Here is a 20,335-nt window from a genome sequence, read left to right on the forward strand (position 1 = left end):
TGTCATAGCCAGGTTAGAAAGCGGGCAAGAGATTATAAGGTTTGACCACTGTCAACTGTTATGATTTGTCCTGTCATCGATTCCGCTTTTAACAACATTAAGGTTATTTCTGCAACATCTTCTGGCGTTGAAATTCTTTCTAAGGGCAAATAAGTGCAAAGCGTATGCATTTTCTCTTCTCTCCCTTTCCACCATCTTGTTTCAACGGCGCCTGGCGCTACGCAGTTAACCCTGACCGATGGAGCCAGTGCCCGAGCTAAGGATTTTGTCAGTCCGTGAACCGCTGATTTGGAAGCGGCATAGGGGATACAAGAACCTAAGCCCGTTTCGCCGGCGATACTACCGACATTCACAATAGCACTCCCCGTTCTTGCTTTAAGATAAGGTGCCGCATACCGGCAACAATAAAATGTGCCTTTCACATTAACATCAATAATGGTATCCCAAATATCGCTAGATATAGCATCGAGATCTTCAAATTGAAGTTGTCTGGTTGTCGCCGCGTTATTCACCAGATAGTCGATCCCGCTAAATGTTTCCACGACAGTGTTTATCATTGCCTGCACAGCCGATTCGTCGGCAACATCCGCTTTTATTGCAATAGCTTGCCCCCCATCGTTGATAATGGCTTCTGTTGTTTCCTGCGCCTCAAGTTCACTTTGTGAATAGATCACTGCGACAGCCGCACCTTGTTTTGCCAGCATAATACTGATAGCCCGTCCTATACCGGTTCCACCACCGGTTACAATGGCTGTCTTACCTTGAAATGCTTTATACATAAAAATGCTCCTTAATTAATATTTGGACATAACATGATAAATCATATCTCTTATAGACAGGTTTGTTAGTACCATTTTGGCATTATTGTGTGGACAATATTGTGTGGAAGCCTGACTAATTCAGCTAATGTTGTGTTGTAAGACTCGATTTAATCTTAATAGAGGTAACTTACTAGAGGTAAAGTAAATAAGTGGAGCCGAGTACGAAAATTTATATACGCTGACGTTCCAGATACTGTAATTAATTGCTTACTGATTTTTTATTTATGGGCAGAAATAATTTACGTTTTTCTGGGAACTTTGTTAATTAAAAGTGTGTGTTGTATTTGATTTCTGTTACGGCTTATGAAAAATGAATTAAAAAAATAATATTTTATGGCTATGAACAATTCAATTTCTCCTCAACAAAGTCACCGCTACCTCGCTTTTCATATCGCAATGAGTGGATTTTTGGCGCTGGTCGTCGCGATGGGAATTGGACGTACTGCCTTCACTCCTCAAGTGCCTTTAATGATTGCAGAATGCCAGTTTAGTCTGACTGGGGCTGGTATCGTTGCGGCTTTTAACTATCTGGGATATCTGGCCGGCTCCTATGATGCAATGCGGGCACGCCGTTTGATTGAATATCGGCTTTGGGCCGGATTATGGGGGGCGGTGATTATCACGCTGCTCTCTGCGCTACTGTATGGGGCGATATTGCACAGTATAGCCCGTTTTTTTATTGGTTGGGCAAGCGGCTGGACATTGGTATTGGTGACATCATGGGCCAATGAACAGTTGACTAAATTGAATCGTCCTGCGTTGAGTGCTGCCATATTTGCGGGACCGGGAGTCGGGATATTCGTTACTGGTATCCTTGCTATCGGTATTCAAGCATGGCAAGTGAGCGCTTCCGAAGCGTGGTTGTTATATGGCATTTTGGCGCTGGTTTGTAGTATCTATATTAGTCGGCATTTGCCCCGTCGTGGCGAGTTACACCGTTCACAAGTCGAGGTGAAAAAACTGACTTTGACTCCGGCAATTAAGCGGCTGGTATGGAGTTACAGCCTGGCGGGGTTTGGTTATATTTTACCTGCGACTTTTCTTTCGCAAATGGCAAGTGATCGTTTCCCCGGCAGCTTATTTGCACAGTTTGTCTGGCCAATATTTGGCGCCGCCGCAGTTATCGGCATCGGTTTCGCTATTTTGACCCGTCATATGTTGACAACGCAAATCCGGCTTGCGATCACTTTATGGATTCAAGCTGTGGGCATTCTCATCGCTGAGAGCATTCCGGGAATCGGTGGTCTGGCATTAAGCTCTTTGTTGGTTGGCGGTGGTTTTATGTGTGTGGTGCAAATGGCGTTTCAGTATGGGCGTGAATTAGCACCAGAACATAGCCGTTATATGGCCGGGTTATTAACCACCGGATATGCGGTCGGGCAGCTTATTGGGCCGATGCTGTCAGCGGTTTCTACCGCGATAACCGGGAGATTGGAGCCTGCGTTATATGTCGCATTGATTACTTTGGTCATTGCTGGGTTATTGGTTTGTAACAAAAATAAACCGACCAGTGAAGGGCGTGTGTAAAAAATTCATATAATTATGAAAAGCAATCACTGGATAATCACCACGTGCTCATTTACAGTGTGTGCAATAGTTACCTGTTAGTAGTGAATTGTTTCAGTTATGGTCTTCATGACTCGAACATCCATTTTACTACCCGCCAGATGATGAAAAGTAATGTCTTTGGAGAAAATAATGTCATCCTTAAGTAAAGAAGCTGAACTTGTGCATTCGGCGCTGGAAGCTCGTGGTCTTGAAACGCCTTTGCGTGGTCAGGCGTTGGTGCCGGAAGTGCGTAAAGCGCGTATTGAGGAGCATATGACGGAAATTATGAAACTGTTGAATCTCGATTTGCGTGATGACAGTTTGGCAGAAACCCCCGGTCGTATTGCGAAAATGTACGTCGATGAGATTTTTTCCGGGTTGGACTACAGCAATTTCCCGAAAATCACATTGATAGAAAATAAGATGAAAGTGGATGAAATGGTGACAGTGCGTGATATCACACTAACTAGCACCTGTGAACACCATTTTGTAACCATTGATGGCAAGGCGACGGTTGCCTATATCCCAAAAGATAAAGTTATTGGGCTGTCTAAGATTAACCGTATTGTGCAATTTTTTTCACAACGTCCACAGGTACAGGAACGTCTGACCCAACAGATCCTGATTGCATTACAGACACTGCTTGGTACTAATAATGTTGCTGTATCGATTGATGCGGTTCATTACTGCGTGAAAGCGCGGGGTATCCGTGATGCAACCAGTACCACGACAACAACTTCCTTGGGGGGATTGTTTAAATCTAGTCAAAATACCCGTCAAGAGTTTTTACGCACGACTCGCCATGTGTAATTTTTACATCGGGATATAAGAATGGCCTGCCAGAGAATTGACTCGCTGGATAGTATTCGTGGTCTGGCAATACTGGGGATATTGCTACTCAATATCTCCGGTTTTGCTTTGCCATCCGCCGCTTATTTGAATCCGGCATATAATGGTTCAGCTTCTTTAACTGACTTGATTGTCTGGTCTGTACTTAGCGTTTTTGTTCAGGGGAAGTTCCTGTGTATTTTGGCTTTTTTATTTGGTGCAACCTTGGAGCTACTGTTACCAAGGGGCACAATATGGAATTATCCACGGTTAACCATACTGGCTCTAATTGGACTGGGGCATGGCATCCTATTCTGGGATGGCGATATTTTGCTCTCTTATAGTTTGGCCGGTTTTTTCAGCTTTCAATTGATTAGCCAAAATAGCGCCAGCAGCAGGTTATTTATGAAAGGCGCTATTTTTTATCTGATCGGATTAGCGCTATTGTTTATTCTTGGCTTTCTTTCCCGTGGCGAATCTAATGATATTTCTTGGCGGCTGACGGAATTCCATATGTTATACGAAACATATTGGAAAACGTCTGGTGGATGGCTGGCAGTAAAAGAGCGTTTCAATCAGGTCATGTTGATGATGGTTATGCTGTTTGTTCAGTATGGCTGGCAGCTTATCGGCATGATGTTATGTGGTGCGGGATTAGTGCGTAATGGTTGGTTAAAAGGTGAATTTTCAGTAAGCCATTATCGAAATGTGGCGCTATTGCTGATACCACTCAGTGTTGCTGTTCAGATATTCTCTGTCGTGTTCCAATATATCCATAATTGGGATTACTTTTGGTCAGGTATTGTCGGTTATATCCTTGCTGAGTTGGTAACGCCATTTCAGGCACTGGGTTATATGGCTTTGATATATGGTTTCTGGCCGGTTATTTCATGCTGGCGAATTAATTACTGGCTCAGTCAGGTTGGACGAATGGCGATGAGTAATTACTTGCTACAAACCTTAATTTGCACTCTGTTGTTTTATCATCTTGGGTTTTTTGGTCAATTTAGCCGTTTGGAATTACTTGCATTTATTCTTCCTATTTGGGCGGTGAATATTCTGTTTTCATGCTGGTGGTTACGCCGTTACCCGCAAGGGCCGGTAGAACGGCGGTGGCGTGAGATGACGGCGGTGTTGGCCCGGTCTGCTTAAGTTGGGTTTTGTCCGTTGCCCGTAATTCTTCTGGGGTTACGGCGGGGTAATCAGTCATGCCTTTTGGTACCTTATGCGGAGCTGGAATGGGGATCAGAGGGCCGAGGAAACGAGGTTCACGTTTCAGAATATAAAGATCAGTCAGGGCGCCGAGGCGAGCAATGATTTCCCGTAACCGAACAGTAACCATATTTTTAGGTGTAGAAACTGCATAACATTGGGCGGTAATTCCCATATGCATAGCGATAAACAGTGCTCGTTCGCAATGAAATCGTTGAGTGATAATCGTAAAATCATTAGTGTTAAAAACCTTTCGGGTTCTGACTATCGAATCAAGTGTTCTGAAACCCGCAAAATCCAAGACGATATTTGCAGCAGGAATACCCGCTTTTACCAAATCTCTGCGCATGGTGACTGGTTCGTTGTAGCTCTGTTGAGCGTTATCGCCACTAAGTAATAAATATTTAATTTTGTCGCTGTTATAGGCGTTAACGGCTCCTTGGATACGGTACATATAGTACTGATTTGGGGCGCCAGAAAGGTAATATTTAGACGTACCAAGTACTATACCCACTTCGCGTTCAGGAAGTCGTTTAAGATCATCAAAGATATAGGGGGCTGTTTTCCAGCTAATCCAGCGGTCAAGTGCGATAGCTGTCAGTATCAGCATCCCTGTGATGAATAACAGACCAGTTATCAGGCGCTTCCACATGCTTTTGCCTTTTTATACACATTAATGACTGAATTTGTTAAAGGCTACTTTACCTGAAATTTCTAAGCAAGTTTTCTCTTTAGGAAAGAAGCCTGTTAATTTACTTTTACTAACAGGCTTTTTGCATATTTCTAGCGATAAGAATCAGAATGAAGTACGTTTGTACACGCGATATTCAGGTTTCCAGAAGTTGCGCTCAATTGCTTCATCCAGCGCGCCATCTGAGGTAACAGTGGCAACGCCCTGTATTTGTGCTTCTTTGGCGACTTGTTTAGCAATTTTGCGTGATACTTCCTGAATATCATCAATAAGTGGCAGTAACGGGCCTTGGCCTTGTTGGGCTAGAGGTGAACAATCCGCCAGCGTCCGGCTTGCTGCCATCAACATACCGTCAGTAACCAGTTTGGCCCCTGACGCAATAACACCCAGACCAATTCCAGGGAAGATATAGGCGTTGTTACATTGGGCGATTGGATACTCCTGGTCTTTATATTTTACCGGATTAAATGGACTGCCTGTCGCAACCAGAGCCGAGCCATCCGTCCAGTTGATGATATCTTCAGGACGGGCTTCAACGCGGGAAGTTGGGTTCGATAATGGCATGACGATTGGACGTTCACAGTGTTTATGCATTTCACGGATGATCTCTTCTGTAAACAAACCTGACTGACCTGAAACACCAATCAATACCGTCGGTTTAGCATTATGGACAACATCGAGCAGCGAGATGGCATCGCTGTTTACATCCCATTGAGTCAATGAGTCGCTTTTCTGTACCAGCTTATTCTGGAAATCCAATAGATTTGGCAGTTTGTCTGTCAATAAACCGAAGCGGTCAACCATGAAAATACGGGCACGAGCCTGTTCTTCGCTTAACCCTTCTGATTTCATCTGGGCGACGATCTGTTCTGCAATGCCGCAACCGGCGGAACCCGCTCCGAGGAAAGTAACAGTTTGATCCTTCAATTGACGGCCCGCCGCGCGACTGGCAGCAATTAAGCTACCTAACGTAACGGCGGCAGTTCCCTGAATATCATCATTAAAGCAACAAATCTCGTGGCGATAGCGATTAAGAAGAGGCATGGCATTTTTTTGTGCGAAATCTTCAAATTGCAGCAGCACGTTTGGCCAACGGCGTTTAACAGCCTGAATAAATTCGTCTACAAATTCATCATACTCTTCACCGGTGATGCGCGGGTGACGCCAGCCCATATATAACGGGTCATTCAGGCGTTGCGGGTTGTTGGTGCCGACATCCAGCACGACTGGCAGTGTATAAGCTGGGCTGATACCACCGCAGGCGGTATACAAGGAGAGTTTGCCGATAGGAATACCCATGCCGCCAATGCCTTGGTCGCCCAAACCAAGGATACGTTCACCATCGGTAACAACAATGACTTTTACATTTTGTTTGGTCGCATTTTGCAGCATGTCATCAATATGTGCTTTGTTTGGATATGAGATGAACAGGCCACGGGCACGGCGGTAAATATCGGAAAAGTGCTCACAAGCTTCGCCAACGGTTGGCGTGTAGATGATTGGCATCATTTCGTTCAAATGTGCATCCAGCAGGCGGTAGAACAGGGTTTCGTTAGTGTCCTGAATATTTCGCAGATAAATGTGTTTATCTGCGTCATTTTTGAAATCAAGATACTGTCGATAAGCACGTTCAGCTTGTTCTTCGATGGTTTCGACCGCTTCCGGTAATAAACCGTAAAGATTAAAGTTGCTGCGTTCTTCTTCAGTAAAAGCGCTGCCTTTATTCAGCAGGGGAAATTCCAACAGCATTGGGCCAGAATAGGGAATATATAGTGGACGTTTACTTTCGTGTTCCAGTTCCATGAATCTTACTCTTTGAACTAAATGGATAACAAGGTTAGCTATAGATCCTAAGAGATAGGAAAAATATGTACAGTAAATGTTACTTAATTAGAGGTATTATGAGTAAAAATGAGAGATAACATCCAGAGTTAGCTAATAAAATGTTACGGTAATTGTTTTTTATAGCGGAAAACCCTCTATCTGCATAGAGGGAAAAATGAATTTTCCACTGGATTCAGAAAGTGTAGTAATCAAATTTGCTGCAACCGAGCGTAGCAAGTATGGATTGAGTTGCACTCCGTTGGGATAAATCACAGTTTTTTTCCTCAACCAACACAGCTCTGTCGATAGCCAGGCAATCACCACCAGAAATGTTCATCAGAATTAGCGCTGCTTGTAATGGGGGTAAGCTTGGGTTAAACGCGGCATTTTCTGCATAACGCCCAGGATAAATTTTTCCATCTTTTCCTAAAAGCGCAGCACCACTGTAGGAATTACTGTATGGGGCATAGCTCTGGTTTGCTGCATCTAATGCAGTCAGGACTAATGTATCCGTGGTTTCTAGTTTATAACCATGATTAACCGGGTCCATCAACAACGTCTTGATGCCCAGATCGTTTGGGCCAAAAGAATCTGGCAGATAATGACCTAATGTTGAAGGTACTTGCTTTGGCAGGTGAATCTCTAATTGGGAGCCACTATTAAGTTCATTCATAAATTGGCGGCAATGGCCGCACGGAGAGTAATTCACAGTAACAGACGCCAGTTTTTTCTCACCTAATAACCAAGCGTGGGTAATCGCACATTGTTCAGCATGAATCGTTTGTTGTAGTGGTACGCCAGCAAATTCCATATTCGCGCCAAAATAGAGATTTCCACTTTTTCCGCGGGCAATGGCGCCAACATTAAAATGTGAGATTGGTGTCAGGGAGCATGCCGCTGCGAGTGGCAACAGGGCGACAGCCAGGGTGTTATCGTCAAAACCGCAGGCTTTCTTAATAGATTCAGCCTGTTTAGCCGTGAGCATGGCAGGAAAGTCATTGTTTCCTGCGTAAGGTAAAAGGGCATCCTGTAGTTTAGAGGGTAACTGTACCCAGATAGGATGAAAACGAGCTTGCATAGTGTGATCTCCGAATTAACTTAAGATCATTCTAAGTTGTCTGGTTATATTTGTAATGTGATTAATGTCATATAGATGAATGAGACTTATGTAATTGAAGTGAGTAATCAAGCGATTAATATCAAATTTCCTAACAGCTAAATTAGCTAAATAGGTATAACAACACTGGGAATATAAAGGGAGCTGTTAGTGAAGTAATGATACCGCAGGTCATCAATGCCAATGAGCTGTACGCGCCTTCAACGAAATTAACTTCTGCACAGCGGGCAGTACCCAAAGCATGTGATGCTGTTCCCATTGCTAAGCCGCGGGATGCTTTGGTTTTTACCTGTAACAGATCGAACAGGTTATGACCAAATATTGCACCGAAAACGCCGACGAAAATAACACAAGCAGCGCTGATTGCCGGAATACCGCCAATGGCATCAGCTACTGCCATTGCTATTGGTGTTGTGACGGATTTAGGTAATATCGAAGCGGCCATTTCAGGCGTTGCGCCCATCCACAAGGCAATAGCAGTGCCTGTCACCATAGCGACAATAGTGCCGATAAAACAGATGCTGATAATGGACTTCCATTGGGCACGGATCTGATGTAGCTGCTCATATAAAGGAAATGCCAGTGCAACCACGGCGGGCTGGAGTAGATCATTTAAAATTCGGCTGCCGGCAAAATAGTGTTCATAGGACGTGTGGGTTATTAGCAATATCGGAATAATGATGGCGATAGAAACCAATAAGGGGTTCAGAATAGGAATTTTGAATCGTAGCGACAGTTTTCTTGCGGTGTAGAATACAACTAATGTTAATGGCAGCGACCACCAAATGTGACTTAACATTTTTATTTCTCTTGTTTCTGTTGTTCACTCTTAACTTCTGATGCGGAACCCATAATCGGGCGTTCACGATGAACATAATGGGAACTGTAAGCCACGATGATCATAACGATTACGGTGCTGATTAGACATGAAAAAACAATCGGAACTATCTGTTGGCTGAGTTGATCGTAATAATTCATCACGCCGACGCCGATAGGCAGAAACAACAAAGTCATATTTTTTAGTAACAGACTACAGCCTGGTTTTGCCCAATGAGCAGGAATTAGTTGAAAAGCTAATAAAACGAACAATATCAACATGCCGATAATACTGCCGGGAATAATGATGGGTAATAGGGAAGAAATGGCATTACCTGTCAGCAAACACAAATAAATCAGAACAAATGCTCGCAGGTACTGCCAACCAATAATCAGTACTTCACGAAACGACATAACAAAATTCCTAATTCTGGTGAGGTATTCATCATACAATTAACCTTGGGAATGTGCCATAGATCACATCCAAAAAAACGGGGACCATTGCTGATCCCCGTGGGTAAAAATATTAATGAAATAAATTGACTATTATTTCACTTGCATACCGGGCTGGGCGCCGCTGTCAGGGCTGAGTAAGAAGATATCTTTTCCACCAGGTCCGGCCGCCATAACCATCCCTTCTGAAATACCAAAGCGCATTTTGCGTGGCGCCAGATTGGCTACCATAATGGTTAAACGGCCTTCCAGCGCTTTTGGATCAGGATAACTGGAGCGGATACCAGAGAATACCTGGCGGGTTTCGCCACCTAGATCCAGCATCAGTTTCAACAACTTATCCGAGCCTTCGACAAAATCAGCCTGTTTAATAAGGGCGACGCGCATATCAACTTTGGCAAAATCATCGAAGGTGATCGTGTCCTGAATCGGATCTTCTGCCAGTGGACCGCTGACTTTTTGTGGTGTGTTGATGCTCTCTTTAGATGCCGCGACCATAGCGTTCACTTTATCCATATCAATACGAGTGAACAGCGCCTTAAAGGCAGAAACTTGATGATCCAGCAACGGTTGTTCAATACCATGCCAAGTAAGTTCTGTATTTAAGAAAGCCTCTGCGCGTTCTGCCAGATTTGGCAAAACGGGTTTCAGGAAAGTCATCAAAACGCGGAACAGGTTGATGCCCATTGAACAGATAGCTTGAAGCTCGGCATCACGGCCTTCTTCTTTTGCCACCACCCACGGCGCTTGCTCATCCACATAACGGTTTGCCAAATCAGCCAGTGCCATGATTTCGCGGATTGCTTTGCTGAATTCGCGGTTATTAAACTCTTCTGCAATCACCTTTGCCCCATCAATAAACTGTTGGTAAAGCGCCGGATCAGCCAGTTTATCCGCCAGCTTGCCGTTAAAGCGTTTATTAATGAAGCCTGCATTACGGGAGGCCAGGTTAACAACTTTATTAACGATATCGCTGTTAACACGTTGAACAAAATCTTCCAGATTCAGATCGATATCATCAATGCGAGCAGAGAGTTTGGCTGCATAGTAATAACGCAAACAGTCTGCATCCAGATGATCCAAGTAAGTGCTGGCTTTAATAAAAGTACCGCGGGATTTGGACATCTTCGCGCCGTTGACGGTGACATAGCCGTGAACGAACACGTTGGTTGGCTTACGGTAACCGCTGCCTTCCAACATGGCCGGCCAGAACAGGCTATGGAAATAAACAATGTCTTTACCGATAAAGTGATATAGATCGGTAGTGGAATCTTTTGCCCAGAACTCATCAAAGCTTAGATTTCCGCGTTTGTCACACAGGTTTTGGAAAGAACCCATATACCCAATAGGGGCATCCAGCCAAACATAGAAATATTTGCCCGGCGCATCAGGAATTTCAAAACCGAAATAGGGGGCGTCACGGGTGATATCCCACTGTTGTAAACCGGATTCAAACCATTCTTGCATTTTGTTGGCAACTTGTTCCTGTAATGCGCCGGAACGGGTCCAGGCTTGCAACATGTCACTGAATGCGGGCAGATCGAAGAAGAAGTGCTCTGTTTCACGCATTTCTGGCGTCGCGCCGGAGACGGCAGAACGGGGGCTGATTAGTTCAGTCGGACTGTAAGTCGAACCGCAAACTTCACAGTTATCGCCATACTGATCTTCTGCCTTACATTTCGGGCAGCTACCTTTGACAAAGCGATCCGGCAGAAACATATTCTTCTCAGGATCGTATAACTGAGAAATAGTACGATTCTTAATATGGCCGTTTTTTTTCAGTTCGAGATAGATTTTCGTTGAGAACGCTTGGTTCTCTTCACTATGCGTAGAGTGATAGTTATCGTAGCTCACCGAAAAGCCAGTAAAATCCTGATGATGCTCTTGGTTCACCGTGGCGATCATCTCTTCAGGAGCAATACCCATTTGCTGAGCTTTCAGCATGATTGGCGTTCCATGAGCGTCATCGGCACAGATAAAGTGAACCTCTTTGCCGCGCATTCGCTGAAAACGGACCCAAATATCTGCTTGGATATGTTCCAGCATGTGACCGAGATGGATTGGACCGTTAGCATATGGCAACGCGCACGTCACCAATAATTTTTTTGCGACTTGAGACATAGTAAGGATCTGACTTCCAATAAGTGAAAAAGGAAGTTTGATGTTAACCGATTAAAAAAATTGTCGCTAGGGTAAGGCTCAATCTTAGTGCGTTTTGTTGGATAAAAATCGAATCAGCGAACGGGAAGCGGGTTTTTGTCGCCAATCTTATCTGAACGCTTTAGGTTCTGTTATGATGGAGAGATGGTTTTTAGCTAATGATAATCATTAAAGGAGCCGGGATGAACTCACAATCCCCCGAGCAGACCAATCCTGACCTGCTGAAATCTCAGGTAACAAAAATACTTGCTACTTTTACACACCTGACACTAGAACGTGATTTGATAACACTGAAAGCGCTACATCACTGTACGATGCTTGATGGTGTTTTGCACATTGAATTACTGATGCCGTTTGTCTGGCAACGCGGCTTTAAAGCGTTAAAAGCGGCGACAACGGAAAAATTACAGGCGGTAACCGGCGCAAAATCGGTGGCATGGAAATTGATCCATGATATCAGCACATTACGTCGTGCTAATGATCTGCCGGGAATTAATGGCGTCCGTAATATTTTGGCTGTCAGCTCAGGTAAAGGCGGGGTGGGTAAATCCAGCACCGCCGTAAACCTGGCGCTGGCATTGGCTCAAGAGGGGGCAAAGGTCGGTATTCTTGATGCAGATATCTACGGCCCTTCTGTTCCGAGTATGTTGGGAACCTCCAAAGAGCGCCCAACTTCCCCTGATGGGCAGCATATGGCGCCGATCATGACGCATGGCCTTGCCACTAACTCTATTGGTTATTTAGTAACAGACGATAATGCAATGGTATGGCGTGGCCCAATGGCTAGTAAAGCATTGATGCAGATGTTACAGGATACATTATGGCCGGATCTTGATTATCTGGTTATCGATATGCCGCCAGGGACCGGTGATATTCAGCTCACTTTGTCGCAAAACATTCCAGTAACGGGGGCGCTGGTGGTAACAACGCCTCAGGATATTGCCTTAATTGACGCAATGAAAGGTATCGTCATGTTCCAGAAAGTGAAGGTGCCTGTACTGGGGATTGTCGAAAACATGAGTGTGCATGTTTGCAGCAACTGTGGTCATTCGGAACCTATCTTTGGTACGGGTGGGGCAGAAAAATTGGCGGTTAAATATCACTGTAAATTATTGGGACAAATCCCTCTGCATATTTCACTGCGTGAAGATCTGGATCGTGGTCAGCCAACGGTTATCAGTGATCCTGATAGTGAATTCACGGATATTTATCGCGAAATTGCCGCGAATATTTCAGCGCAGATGTATTGGCAAGGTGAGAAGATACCAACAGAAATCTCATTCCGTGCCGTTTAATGCGGGTATTTGATTGATGATAGCGGGCGATGGATGTTTTCATTGCCCGCTTTTTGCATGGGGAGATTTTGTATGGGGAATAAGTATGCTTGTCCGATTTCCCTCGTTACGATTTCCCTTGTTACATCGTTTTTATGCGAAACGCTTCGAAAAAAATGAGACTTATCTTGTTTACACTGGAACAGATACCATTAACTCCCTATAATCTCGCCAAACTTAGCACTCATAAGTGCTTTGTTCCCATTTTTTTCTAGAATCAGGTTATCTCTATTATGGCTGACGAAGCATATCAGTGCACAATTGTAGGAATTTCTGGTGCATCTGCCTCAGGTAAAAGTCTCATTGCTAATACACTTTATCGTGAATTACGCGCTCAGGTTGGTGATCACAATATCGGTATTATACCAGAGGATTGCTATTATAAAGATCAGAGCAATCTATCAATGGAAGAGCGTTATAAGACTAATTATGACCATCCAAGCTCAATGGATCACAATCTGCTCTTTTCTCACCTGCAAGCGCTGAAAATGGGTGAATCAATTGAATTACCACAATACGATTATGTTGCCCATACACGTAAACTAGAATCGATTCATTTTGCGCCGAAAAGAGTTATTATCCTAGAGGGTATTCTGTTATTGACTGATAAACGCTTGCGTCAGGAGATGGACTTCTCTATTTTTGTTGATACGCCACTGGATATTTGCCTTATGCGTCGTATTAAACGGGATGTGCATGAACGGGGACGTTCTCTGGATTCGGTGATTGAGCAATATCATAAAACTGTGCGTCCAATGTTCTTGCAATTTATTGAACCATCAAAGCAATATGCAGATATTATTGTGCCGCGCGGGGGTAAAAACCGGGTCGCGATTGATATATTGAAAGCCAAAATTGGTCAGTTCTGCGAATAATAAAACTTTGCTTGTCAGGCATTGAATTGATAAGCATCATCGTATTTGAGAGGAAATAATGCGACTCTGTGACCGCGACATAATTAAATGGCTTGATGAAGGTAAATTAGTCATTGCTCCACGTCCGCCGATTGAACGTATTAACGGGGCAACTGCTGATGTGCGCCTTGGGAATCAGTTTCGTGTTTTCTGTGGTCATACTGCGGCATATATTGATTTGAGTGGTCCGAAAGATGAGGTCAGCGCTGCGCTTGATCGCGTGATGAGTGATGAAATTATCCTGTCTGACGATGAGGTTTTTTTCCTCCACCCTGGCGAGTTGGCACTAGCTGTTACGCTGGAATCCGTCACATTGCCGGACGATTTGGTGGGTTGGCTTGATGGCCGTTCTTCTCTTGCTCGTCTTGGGTTGATGGTGCACGTGACGGCACATCGGATTGATCCGGGTTGGCATGGTCAGATTGTTCTCGAATTCTATAACTCCGGTAAATTGCCTCTGGCGTTACGTCCGGGCATGGTCATCGGTGCTTTGAGTTTTGAACCATTGTCTGGTTCCGCAGACCGTCCGTATAACCGTCGTCAAGATGCGAAGTATAAAAACCAACAGGGTGCGGTGGGTAGTCGTATTGATGAAGATTAATATTTTTATCGGCTATTGAGTTGCATTGACTGTTTTGACAAAAAAGCGGAGGAAGTCATGAAGAGATTACTGACGACACTGATTATTTTGCTGGTCGTGATTATTACCGGTCTGGCAGCATTAGTCATGTTGGTGAACCCGAATGACTTTCGTGCTTATATGGTCAAACAGGTGCAAAAGAAGAGTGGCTACCAACTCGTCCTGCAAGATGGTATGCGCTGGCATGTCTGGCCAAAACTGAGCATTATTACCGGGCGTATGTCATTAACGGCCCCAGGAGCGGCTCAGCCAACAGTGACGGCAGAAAATATGCGTCTTGATGTGGAGTTGTGGCCGCTTCTTTCTCATCAACTTGCTGTGAAAGAGGTGATGCTGAAAGGGGCGATATTGAGAGTAACCCCAGAGAGTCAATCTCAGAAAAAAGAGAATATCCCTATTGCACCAAAAGGGAGTGCGGCCAATCCTGTTGCGAAGGGTGAGGGTTGGAAGCTTGATATTGCCAGAATTAAAGTCGTGGATAGTTTGCTTATTTGGCAGCGTGATGAGCATGAGCAGTTAAATGTCCGCGATATTAATCTGCTGATGGCGCGGGATAACCAAAACCATATCAGCGTGGAGTTAAGTAGCAAAGTTAGTAAGAATCAGCAAGAACTGGCTTTTAATCTTAATGCTGATGTTGATATTACTGATTATCCATATCGTGTTGCTGGTAATATTGACTCTTTTGATTATCAATTCCAGGGCGCGGGTATACCTACGGGGGGAATTAGTGGTTCAGGAAAAGTACATGCTGTTTATCAAAAAGAGACGGCAGATGAACCGCAAATCGTTTCTTTACAGATGTTGAGTTTCACCGCTAATGAGAGTGAACTGCATGGCAGTATAAAAGCCATGTTGGGGGCTCACGCGGATTATCAGATAGACTTATCTTCCCAAAAACTGAATCTAGATAATCTGATGGGATGGGACTTGTTTCCTAAAGAAGGCTCAGAAGTTAAACGTTATTACCGGGTAGAGAATAGTTCGGCTAAACCGGTGATCGCTGTTTCAAGCTCTGCCCAGACTGATTATAGCGCCACGTTCCTAAATGATTTTAATGCTAATGTGATTATTAATGCGGATAAGTTTGTTTATCGAGGAATGGAGATCGATAACCTGATATTGAAAGCGACAAGTAATAGTGGTGTCGCTGAAATTTCTACTCTGAATGGCAAATTATTTGGTGGTGATTTCTCTATTCCGGTTTTTTTAGATGCAACGGGTAATCAACTTAAGTTACACGCAAAACCTTTGCTGCGGAATATAGAACTGGAACCGGTACTCAAAGCATTTTCTTTACCACAGGCATTTAGTGGTAAATTCAATCTGAATGGCGATCTTTCTGGTAAAGGATATGATGGTTATGCGATTTCGCATATTTGGCAGGGTGATCTTAATTTCAGTTTAGTTAATGCCAAAATGTATGGATTAAATATCCCACAATTAGTCCAGCAATCTGTTGCTCGTGCAACGGATAAAGTGAATATTACTGATAATATGGATAACTTTACCCGTGCCAAAAAGCTTGATGTTAAAGCAGTACTGAATCGAGGTGATATAAAAATCAGTCGACTTCATGCGGTATCTGATCTGCTAAATATTGATGGACAGGGTAAGGCTAATCTACTTAAACAAAATGTTGATGTCGCTTTAAAAGTACAGGTAACACAAGGATGGGGCAAAGATAATGAATTGGTTAGTCGTCTGCGAAAAATGAAAGTACCACTGCGAGTTTATGGTCATTGGGATAATCTGCAATACAATTTGGATATTGAACAACTGCTACGTAATGAGTTGGAGGACAAGGTAAAACAGGCTATTAACGATTGGGTTGAACGTAGCAGTCATTAGCTGTATTAGCTCATGCCTGATTTGACCGTTCAATTCTGGTTAATTGACTATTATGCTTAACCAGATACTTAAATAAATTCTTATCGTTGCCTGAGCGGTCAATTTCGGTACAAAAGTGAATTTCTACTTGTGAATTAAATTTTAATAATTGCTAACATCTCTTCATTTTTTTCATCCATGCCGACTTCAACAAAGCCAAAACTGGCGTAAAAGTTTCTTGCTACAGTGTTGCTTGGCTTATAACAGATTTCTATTTCTTTTAATCCATTTGTTTGCCTAATTTCATTAAGGGCTAGCAGCATTGCCTGGCGTCCAATGCCTTTGTTTTGATGTTGTTGATCCACCATAAATCGCCAAATTGATGTCTTTTGATCTGTTTCAGGCACCCACATAAAAAATCCGACAGGTTTGCCATCTAAGCAAATTGCACGTGTTTGGTATGAGGGATTGAATTTTGATTCAACCAGTGACCACACGTTATCTGCGACATATTCACATTGGTCATCGGTTACTGTTAGATCACAGACATCTTCATAATTGTCTTTATCAACATCAGCGAGGGTTATATTCATGTAATATCCTTTTAAATTGATGAATAATGTTATTGATTGGCAAGTGTATATGAAGTTTATTGAATTGAGAAGCTATGGCTTTTTTTTCTAAATACAAAGTTATTTAATTTAGTTAGATAAATCATTAACAGTATTCGCATAGAGTTCCGCATATAATAGTTCCGAATATAGTATTGATAGCAAAGGCTAAAAAAATCCCGGTACAGTTTAAACTGACCGGGTTTTATTTTGTTTCTGAGGAAAAACTCAGTGATGGCAAATATGATTAGTGATCAATAACACTGAGTTATTCTTTATTTTCTTCCTCTGACGCCAGAGGGGTGATTTTTACCTTATTAATTCGGTGACTGGTTACTTCCAACGGTTCAAACAGATAATTATCAATCTGTAATTGCTCGCCTTGTTGTGGAATATGTTGTGAATGTTCCATCAATAAACCTGCCAAGGTTTGATATTCACGTTTTTCATCCAGTTGCAAAGGAACATAAAGGATCAAATCATCCAGCGGCATATAACCATTGGCGATCCAACCACCATTTTCAGTCGCTTGAATATCATGGCGGGCATCAGTTTCTTCGCCATCTACCGGCAAATTACCAGCGATAGTTTCCATTACGTCGGTCAAAGTCACCACGCCTTCCACAGAACCAAATTCATCGACAACAAACGCGAAGTGAGTTTGTGCCTGGCGGAACTGCTCTAATGCCTGGAGTAGAGAAAGCTGTTCAGGGAAAATCAGCGGTTGTTTTATCAGCGAGTGTAAATCGAAAGGCTGTTGATTGAGCTGTTGATTCAATAAATCAATAACATGGACAACACCTAATGGTTCGTCACTGATATTTTCATCTGTTACCACAATGCGTGTATGAGGACTTTTACTCAGTATTTGCGTTAGATTTTCGGTTGGTGCATGAATATCAAGGTACTCCACGTCGTGACGGGAAGTCATGATACTGTTGACGTTACGCTGCGCCATACCCAGAACTCTGGCAATCATTTGGCGTTCTTGTGGATCAAACACTTCCTGATTATCAGAAATCAGATTAGATGTATGATTGTCCAATTCTGCATTTTCATGCTTACCACTCAGGATACGTAAAACGGCTTCGGCTGTTCTTTCACGCAGTGAACGGGAAGCAGTAAGAAACCTGCGGCGGTTAAACTGAGCAAATTGGTTTAAGGATTCAATCATAATGGAGAAGCCGATAGCGGCGTACAAGTAGCCTTTTGGTATGTGATAACCAAAACCTTCGGCTACCAGACTGAAACCGATCATCAATAAGAAGCTCAGACAGAGAATAACGATAGTCGGGTGAGCATTGACGAAAGTGGTCAGCGGCTTACTTGCCAGTATCATCAGGAACATCGCAATGGTGACTGCCGCGATCATGATACCGATGTTGTCTACCATACCAACAGCAGTAACCACTGAATCTAGTGAGAATACAGCATCAAGGACAATTATCTGAACGACAACCGTCCAAAATTTAGATGTTTTGCGCTGTTGTCCTGAGTGGGCATCTTTACCTTCCAGCCGTTCATTGAGCTCCATCGTCGCTTTGAACAGTAAGAAAAGACCGCCTATCAGCATAATCAGATCGCGGGCGCTAAATGGATGTTCCCAAAGCGTAATTAATGGATGAGTTAGCGTTATCAGCCAGGAAAGACTAAAAAGCAGTACGACACGCATCAGTAATGCGCAACTCAGACCTGTAATTCTTGCTTTGTCTCTTAGTTTTTCAGGAAGTTTATCTGCCAGAATGGCAATAAAGACCAAGTTGTCGATTCCAAGGACAATTTCTAGAACGATAAGAGTAACCAGTCCAGCCCATATCGTCGGATCAGCGATCCATTCCATACAGTTTGTTTTACCTTTTAATATGACGGCTCATGCCGAATAATGAATAATGGGCATTGACTCATCAAATTTCAATAGTTGATTTTTCATCTTGGGAAGTTTTTTCCAAAAAATGAGGTGTAGCGGCATCGATGGCACCAATAACTATCCATTAGGACGCATCCTGAGTTAACATGTGATCACATTAACAAATTGCACACTAATTATTATTGGTGAGCCGAATTATCATCAGACAGGAGTTATTCATGTCCAAGCAGCAGATTGGTGTTGTCGGTATGGCGGTGATGGGGCGTAACCTGGCACTCAATATTGAGAGCCGTGGTTATTCCGTATCTATATTTAACCGTTCAAGTGATAAAACTGACGAAGTGATCGCCGAAAATCCGGGGAAGAAATTAGTTCCAAGTTACACTATCGAAGAATTTGTCGATTCACTGGAAAAACCGCGCCGTATTCTGCTCATGGTTAAGGCTGGTGAAGCAACCGATAAAACTATTGCTTCGTTGACTCCACATCTGGATAAAGGTGATATTTTGATTGATGGGGGTAATACCTATTTTCAGGATACTATCCGTCGTAATCGCGAGCTTTCTGCTCAAGGTTTTAATTTTATCGGTACCGGGGTTTCCGGTGGTGAAGAGGGGGCATTGAAAGGGCCATCTATCATGCCTGGCGGTCAAAAAGAGGCGTATGAATTGGTAGCGCCAATTCTGCAAGAGATTGCGGCTAAAGCCGAAGGTGAACCTTGTGTGGCCTATATTGGACCGGATGGCGCCGGCCATTATGTGAAAATGGTTCACAATGGCATTGAATACGGTGATATGCAGCTTATTGCTGAAGCCTATTCTTTATTGAAGAATGCCCTAAATCTGAGTAATGAAGAACTGTCTGAGATTTTCACTGACTGGAATAACGGCGAATTGAGTAGCTATTTGATTGAAATCACTGCTGATATTTTCCGTAAGAAAGATGAAGCAGGCCAATATTTGGTTGATGTGATTTTGGATGAAGCAGCAAATAAAGGCACGGGTAAGTGGACCAGCCAGAGCTCTCTGGATTTAGGTATTCCAGTGACGTTGATCACAGAATCAGTATTTGCACGTTATATCTCTTCTCTAAAAGATCAGCGAATGGCTGCGGCTAAAATTTTGAGCGGGCCAGAAGCACAACCATTTAAAGGTGATAAGGCCGAATTTATTGAGAAAGTCCGCCGTGCGCTTTATTTGGGTAAAATTGTCTCTTATGCTCAGGGTTTTCAGCAATTGAAAGCGGCATCTGATGAGTACCAGTGGGATCTCAATTACGGTGAGATTGCCGGGATTTTCCGGGCGGGTTGTATTATTCGTGCTCAATTCCTGCAAAAAATTACTGACGCGTATAACGAAAATGCGGATATTGCTAACCTGTTGTTGGCGCCTTACTTTAAGAAAATTGCTGATGAATATCAGCAAGCGCTGCGTGATGTCGTCTCTTATGGGGTGCGGAATGGTATCCCAACCCCGACTTTCTCTGCCGCGATTTCTTACTACGATAGTTATCGTTCTGCTGTATTGCCTGCTAATTTAATTCAGGCTCAACGTGACTATTTCGGCGCTCATACTTATAAGCGTACTGATAAAGAGGGAATTTTCCATACTGAATGGATGGAATAAGCCCAATTATCACCGGTTGATCTAGAGAATGAAGATTTCACATC

Annotated in this window: 17 protein-coding genes; 8 read left to right on the forward strand and 9 right to left on the reverse strand. The window is 43.4% G+C overall.

What is annotated here, in order from left to right; genetic code table 11:
* Positions 1 to 32: 32 nt before the first annotated feature.
* Positions 33 to 779, reverse strand: coding sequence for an SDR family NAD(P)-dependent oxidoreductase (locus tag EAE93_RS00205; protein ID WP_036814613.1), 747 nt, complete (start codon positions 777 to 779; stop codon positions 33 to 35).
* A 381-nt stretch (positions 780 to 1,160) separates the two neighbouring features.
* Here EAE93_RS00205 and EAE93_RS00210 point away from each other — a divergent pair, with 381 nt between their 5' ends.
* The 3 genes from EAE93_RS00210 (at position 1,161) to yeiB (ending at position 4,349) form a co-directional block, all read left to right on the forward strand.
* Positions 1,161 to 2,348, forward strand: coding sequence for a YbfB/YjiJ family MFS transporter (locus tag EAE93_RS00210; RefSeq protein ID WP_036814630.1), 1,188 nt, complete (start codon positions 1,161 to 1,163; stop codon positions 2,346 to 2,348).
* A gap of 171 nt (positions 2,349 to 2,519) precedes the next feature.
* Positions 2,520 to 3,179, forward strand: a complete 660-nt coding sequence (gene folE, locus EAE93_RS00215) for a GTP cyclohydrolase I FolE (RefSeq protein WP_036777911.1) — start codon at positions 2,520 to 2,522, stop codon at positions 3,177 to 3,179.
* A gap of 21 nt (positions 3,180 to 3,200) precedes the next feature.
* Positions 3,201 to 4,349, forward strand: a complete 1,149-nt coding sequence (yeiB, locus tag EAE93_RS00220) for a DUF418 domain-containing protein YeiB (RefSeq protein WP_036814614.1) — start codon at positions 3,201 to 3,203, stop codon at positions 4,347 to 4,349.
* On the opposite strand, the gene sanA is transcribed toward yeiB, so the two are convergent.
* The 6 genes from sanA to metG all read right to left on the reverse strand — a co-directional run bounded on the left by sanA (position 4,237) and on the right by metG (position 11,431).
* Positions 4,237 to 5,061 (reverse strand): outer membrane permeability protein SanA, encoded by an 825-nt coding sequence (gene sanA, locus EAE93_RS00225; RefSeq protein ID WP_046393928.1) that lies wholly within the window; start codon positions 5,059 to 5,061, stop codon positions 4,237 to 4,239. The two genes, yeiB and sanA, sit on opposite strands and share 113 nt — an antisense overlap.
* Before the next feature lie 144 nt (positions 5,062 to 5,205).
* Complete coding sequence (locus EAE93_RS00230) at positions 5,206 to 6,903, reverse strand: NAD-dependent malic enzyme (RefSeq protein ID WP_214038813.1); 1,698 nt, start codon at positions 6,901 to 6,903, stop codon at positions 5,206 to 5,208.
* Between the two features lie 214 nt (positions 6,904 to 7,117).
* Positions 7,118 to 8,002: a cytidine deaminase gene (gene cdd / locus EAE93_RS00235; protein WP_040151014.1), complete on the reverse strand. Its 885-nt coding sequence runs from the start codon at positions 8,000 to 8,002 to the stop codon at positions 7,118 to 7,120.
* A gap of 142 nt (positions 8,003 to 8,144) precedes the next feature.
* Entirely contained in the window at positions 8,145 to 8,840 is a 696-nt protein-coding gene (locus tag EAE93_RS00240) for a CidB/LrgB family autolysis modulator (protein WP_036814618.1), read from the reverse strand.
* A 2-nt stretch (positions 8,841 to 8,842) separates the two neighbouring features.
* The gene (locus EAE93_RS00245; RefSeq protein ID WP_110086430.1) at positions 8,843 to 9,271 is read right to left on the reverse strand and encodes a CidA/LrgA family protein; all 429 of its coding nucleotides are present in this window, start codon (positions 9,269 to 9,271) and stop codon (positions 8,843 to 8,845) included.
* A 132-nt stretch (positions 9,272 to 9,403) separates the two neighbouring features.
* A complete protein-coding gene (metG, locus tag EAE93_RS00250) occupies positions 9,404 to 11,431 on the reverse strand; it encodes a methionine--tRNA ligase (protein ID WP_214038814.1) in 2,028 nt (675 codons plus the stop codon).
* A 221-nt stretch (positions 11,432 to 11,652) separates the two neighbouring features.
* On the opposite strand from metG, the gene apbC reads away from it, so the two are divergent.
* From apbC to asmA, 4 genes are all read left to right on the forward strand, one after another.
* The gene (gene apbC, locus EAE93_RS00255) at positions 11,653 to 12,765 is read left to right on the forward strand and encodes an iron-sulfur cluster carrier protein ApbC (protein WP_040151018.1); all 1,113 of its coding nucleotides are present in this window, start codon (positions 11,653 to 11,655) and stop codon (positions 12,763 to 12,765) included.
* Positions 12,766 to 13,037: 272 nt separating this feature from the next.
* On the forward strand, positions 13,038 to 13,679 hold the full coding sequence (udk, locus tag EAE93_RS00260) for a uridine kinase (protein WP_118985326.1): 642 nt from the start codon (positions 13,038 to 13,040) through the stop codon (positions 13,677 to 13,679).
* Positions 13,680 to 13,737: 58 nt separating this feature from the next.
* Positions 13,738 to 14,319 (forward strand): dCTP deaminase, encoded by a 582-nt coding sequence (gene dcd, locus EAE93_RS00265; RefSeq protein ID WP_036777925.1) that lies wholly within the window; start codon positions 13,738 to 13,740, stop codon positions 14,317 to 14,319.
* A 57-nt stretch (positions 14,320 to 14,376) separates the two neighbouring features.
* Positions 14,377 to 16,209, forward strand: a complete 1,833-nt coding sequence (gene asmA / locus EAE93_RS00270) for an outer membrane assembly protein AsmA (RefSeq protein ID WP_214038815.1) — start codon at positions 14,377 to 14,379, stop codon at positions 16,207 to 16,209.
* A 134-nt stretch (positions 16,210 to 16,343) separates the two neighbouring features.
* On the opposite strand, the gene EAE93_RS00275 is transcribed toward asmA, so the two are convergent.
* Both EAE93_RS00275 and EAE93_RS00280 read right to left on the reverse strand, forming a co-directional pair.
* Positions 16,344 to 16,781 (reverse strand): GNAT family N-acetyltransferase, encoded by a 438-nt coding sequence (locus EAE93_RS00275; protein ID WP_214038816.1) that lies wholly within the window; start codon positions 16,779 to 16,781, stop codon positions 16,344 to 16,346.
* Positions 16,782 to 17,067: 286 nt separating this feature from the next.
* Entirely contained in the window at positions 17,068 to 18,639 is a 1,572-nt protein-coding gene (locus tag EAE93_RS00280; RefSeq protein ID WP_036777931.1) for a TerC family protein, read from the reverse strand.
* 245 nt (positions 18,640 to 18,884) lie between these two features.
* On the opposite strand from EAE93_RS00280, the gene gndA reads away from it, so the two are divergent.
* The gene (gene gndA / locus EAE93_RS00285) at positions 18,885 to 20,291 is read left to right on the forward strand and encodes an NADP-dependent phosphogluconate dehydrogenase (RefSeq protein WP_214038817.1); all 1,407 of its coding nucleotides are present in this window, start codon (positions 18,885 to 18,887) and stop codon (positions 20,289 to 20,291) included.
* Positions 20,292 to 20,335 lie beyond the last annotated feature (44 nt).

Source organism: Photorhabdus akhurstii (genome assembly GCF_018448925.1).
GTDB lineage: Bacteria > Pseudomonadota > Gammaproteobacteria > Enterobacterales > Enterobacteriaceae > Photorhabdus > Photorhabdus akhurstii.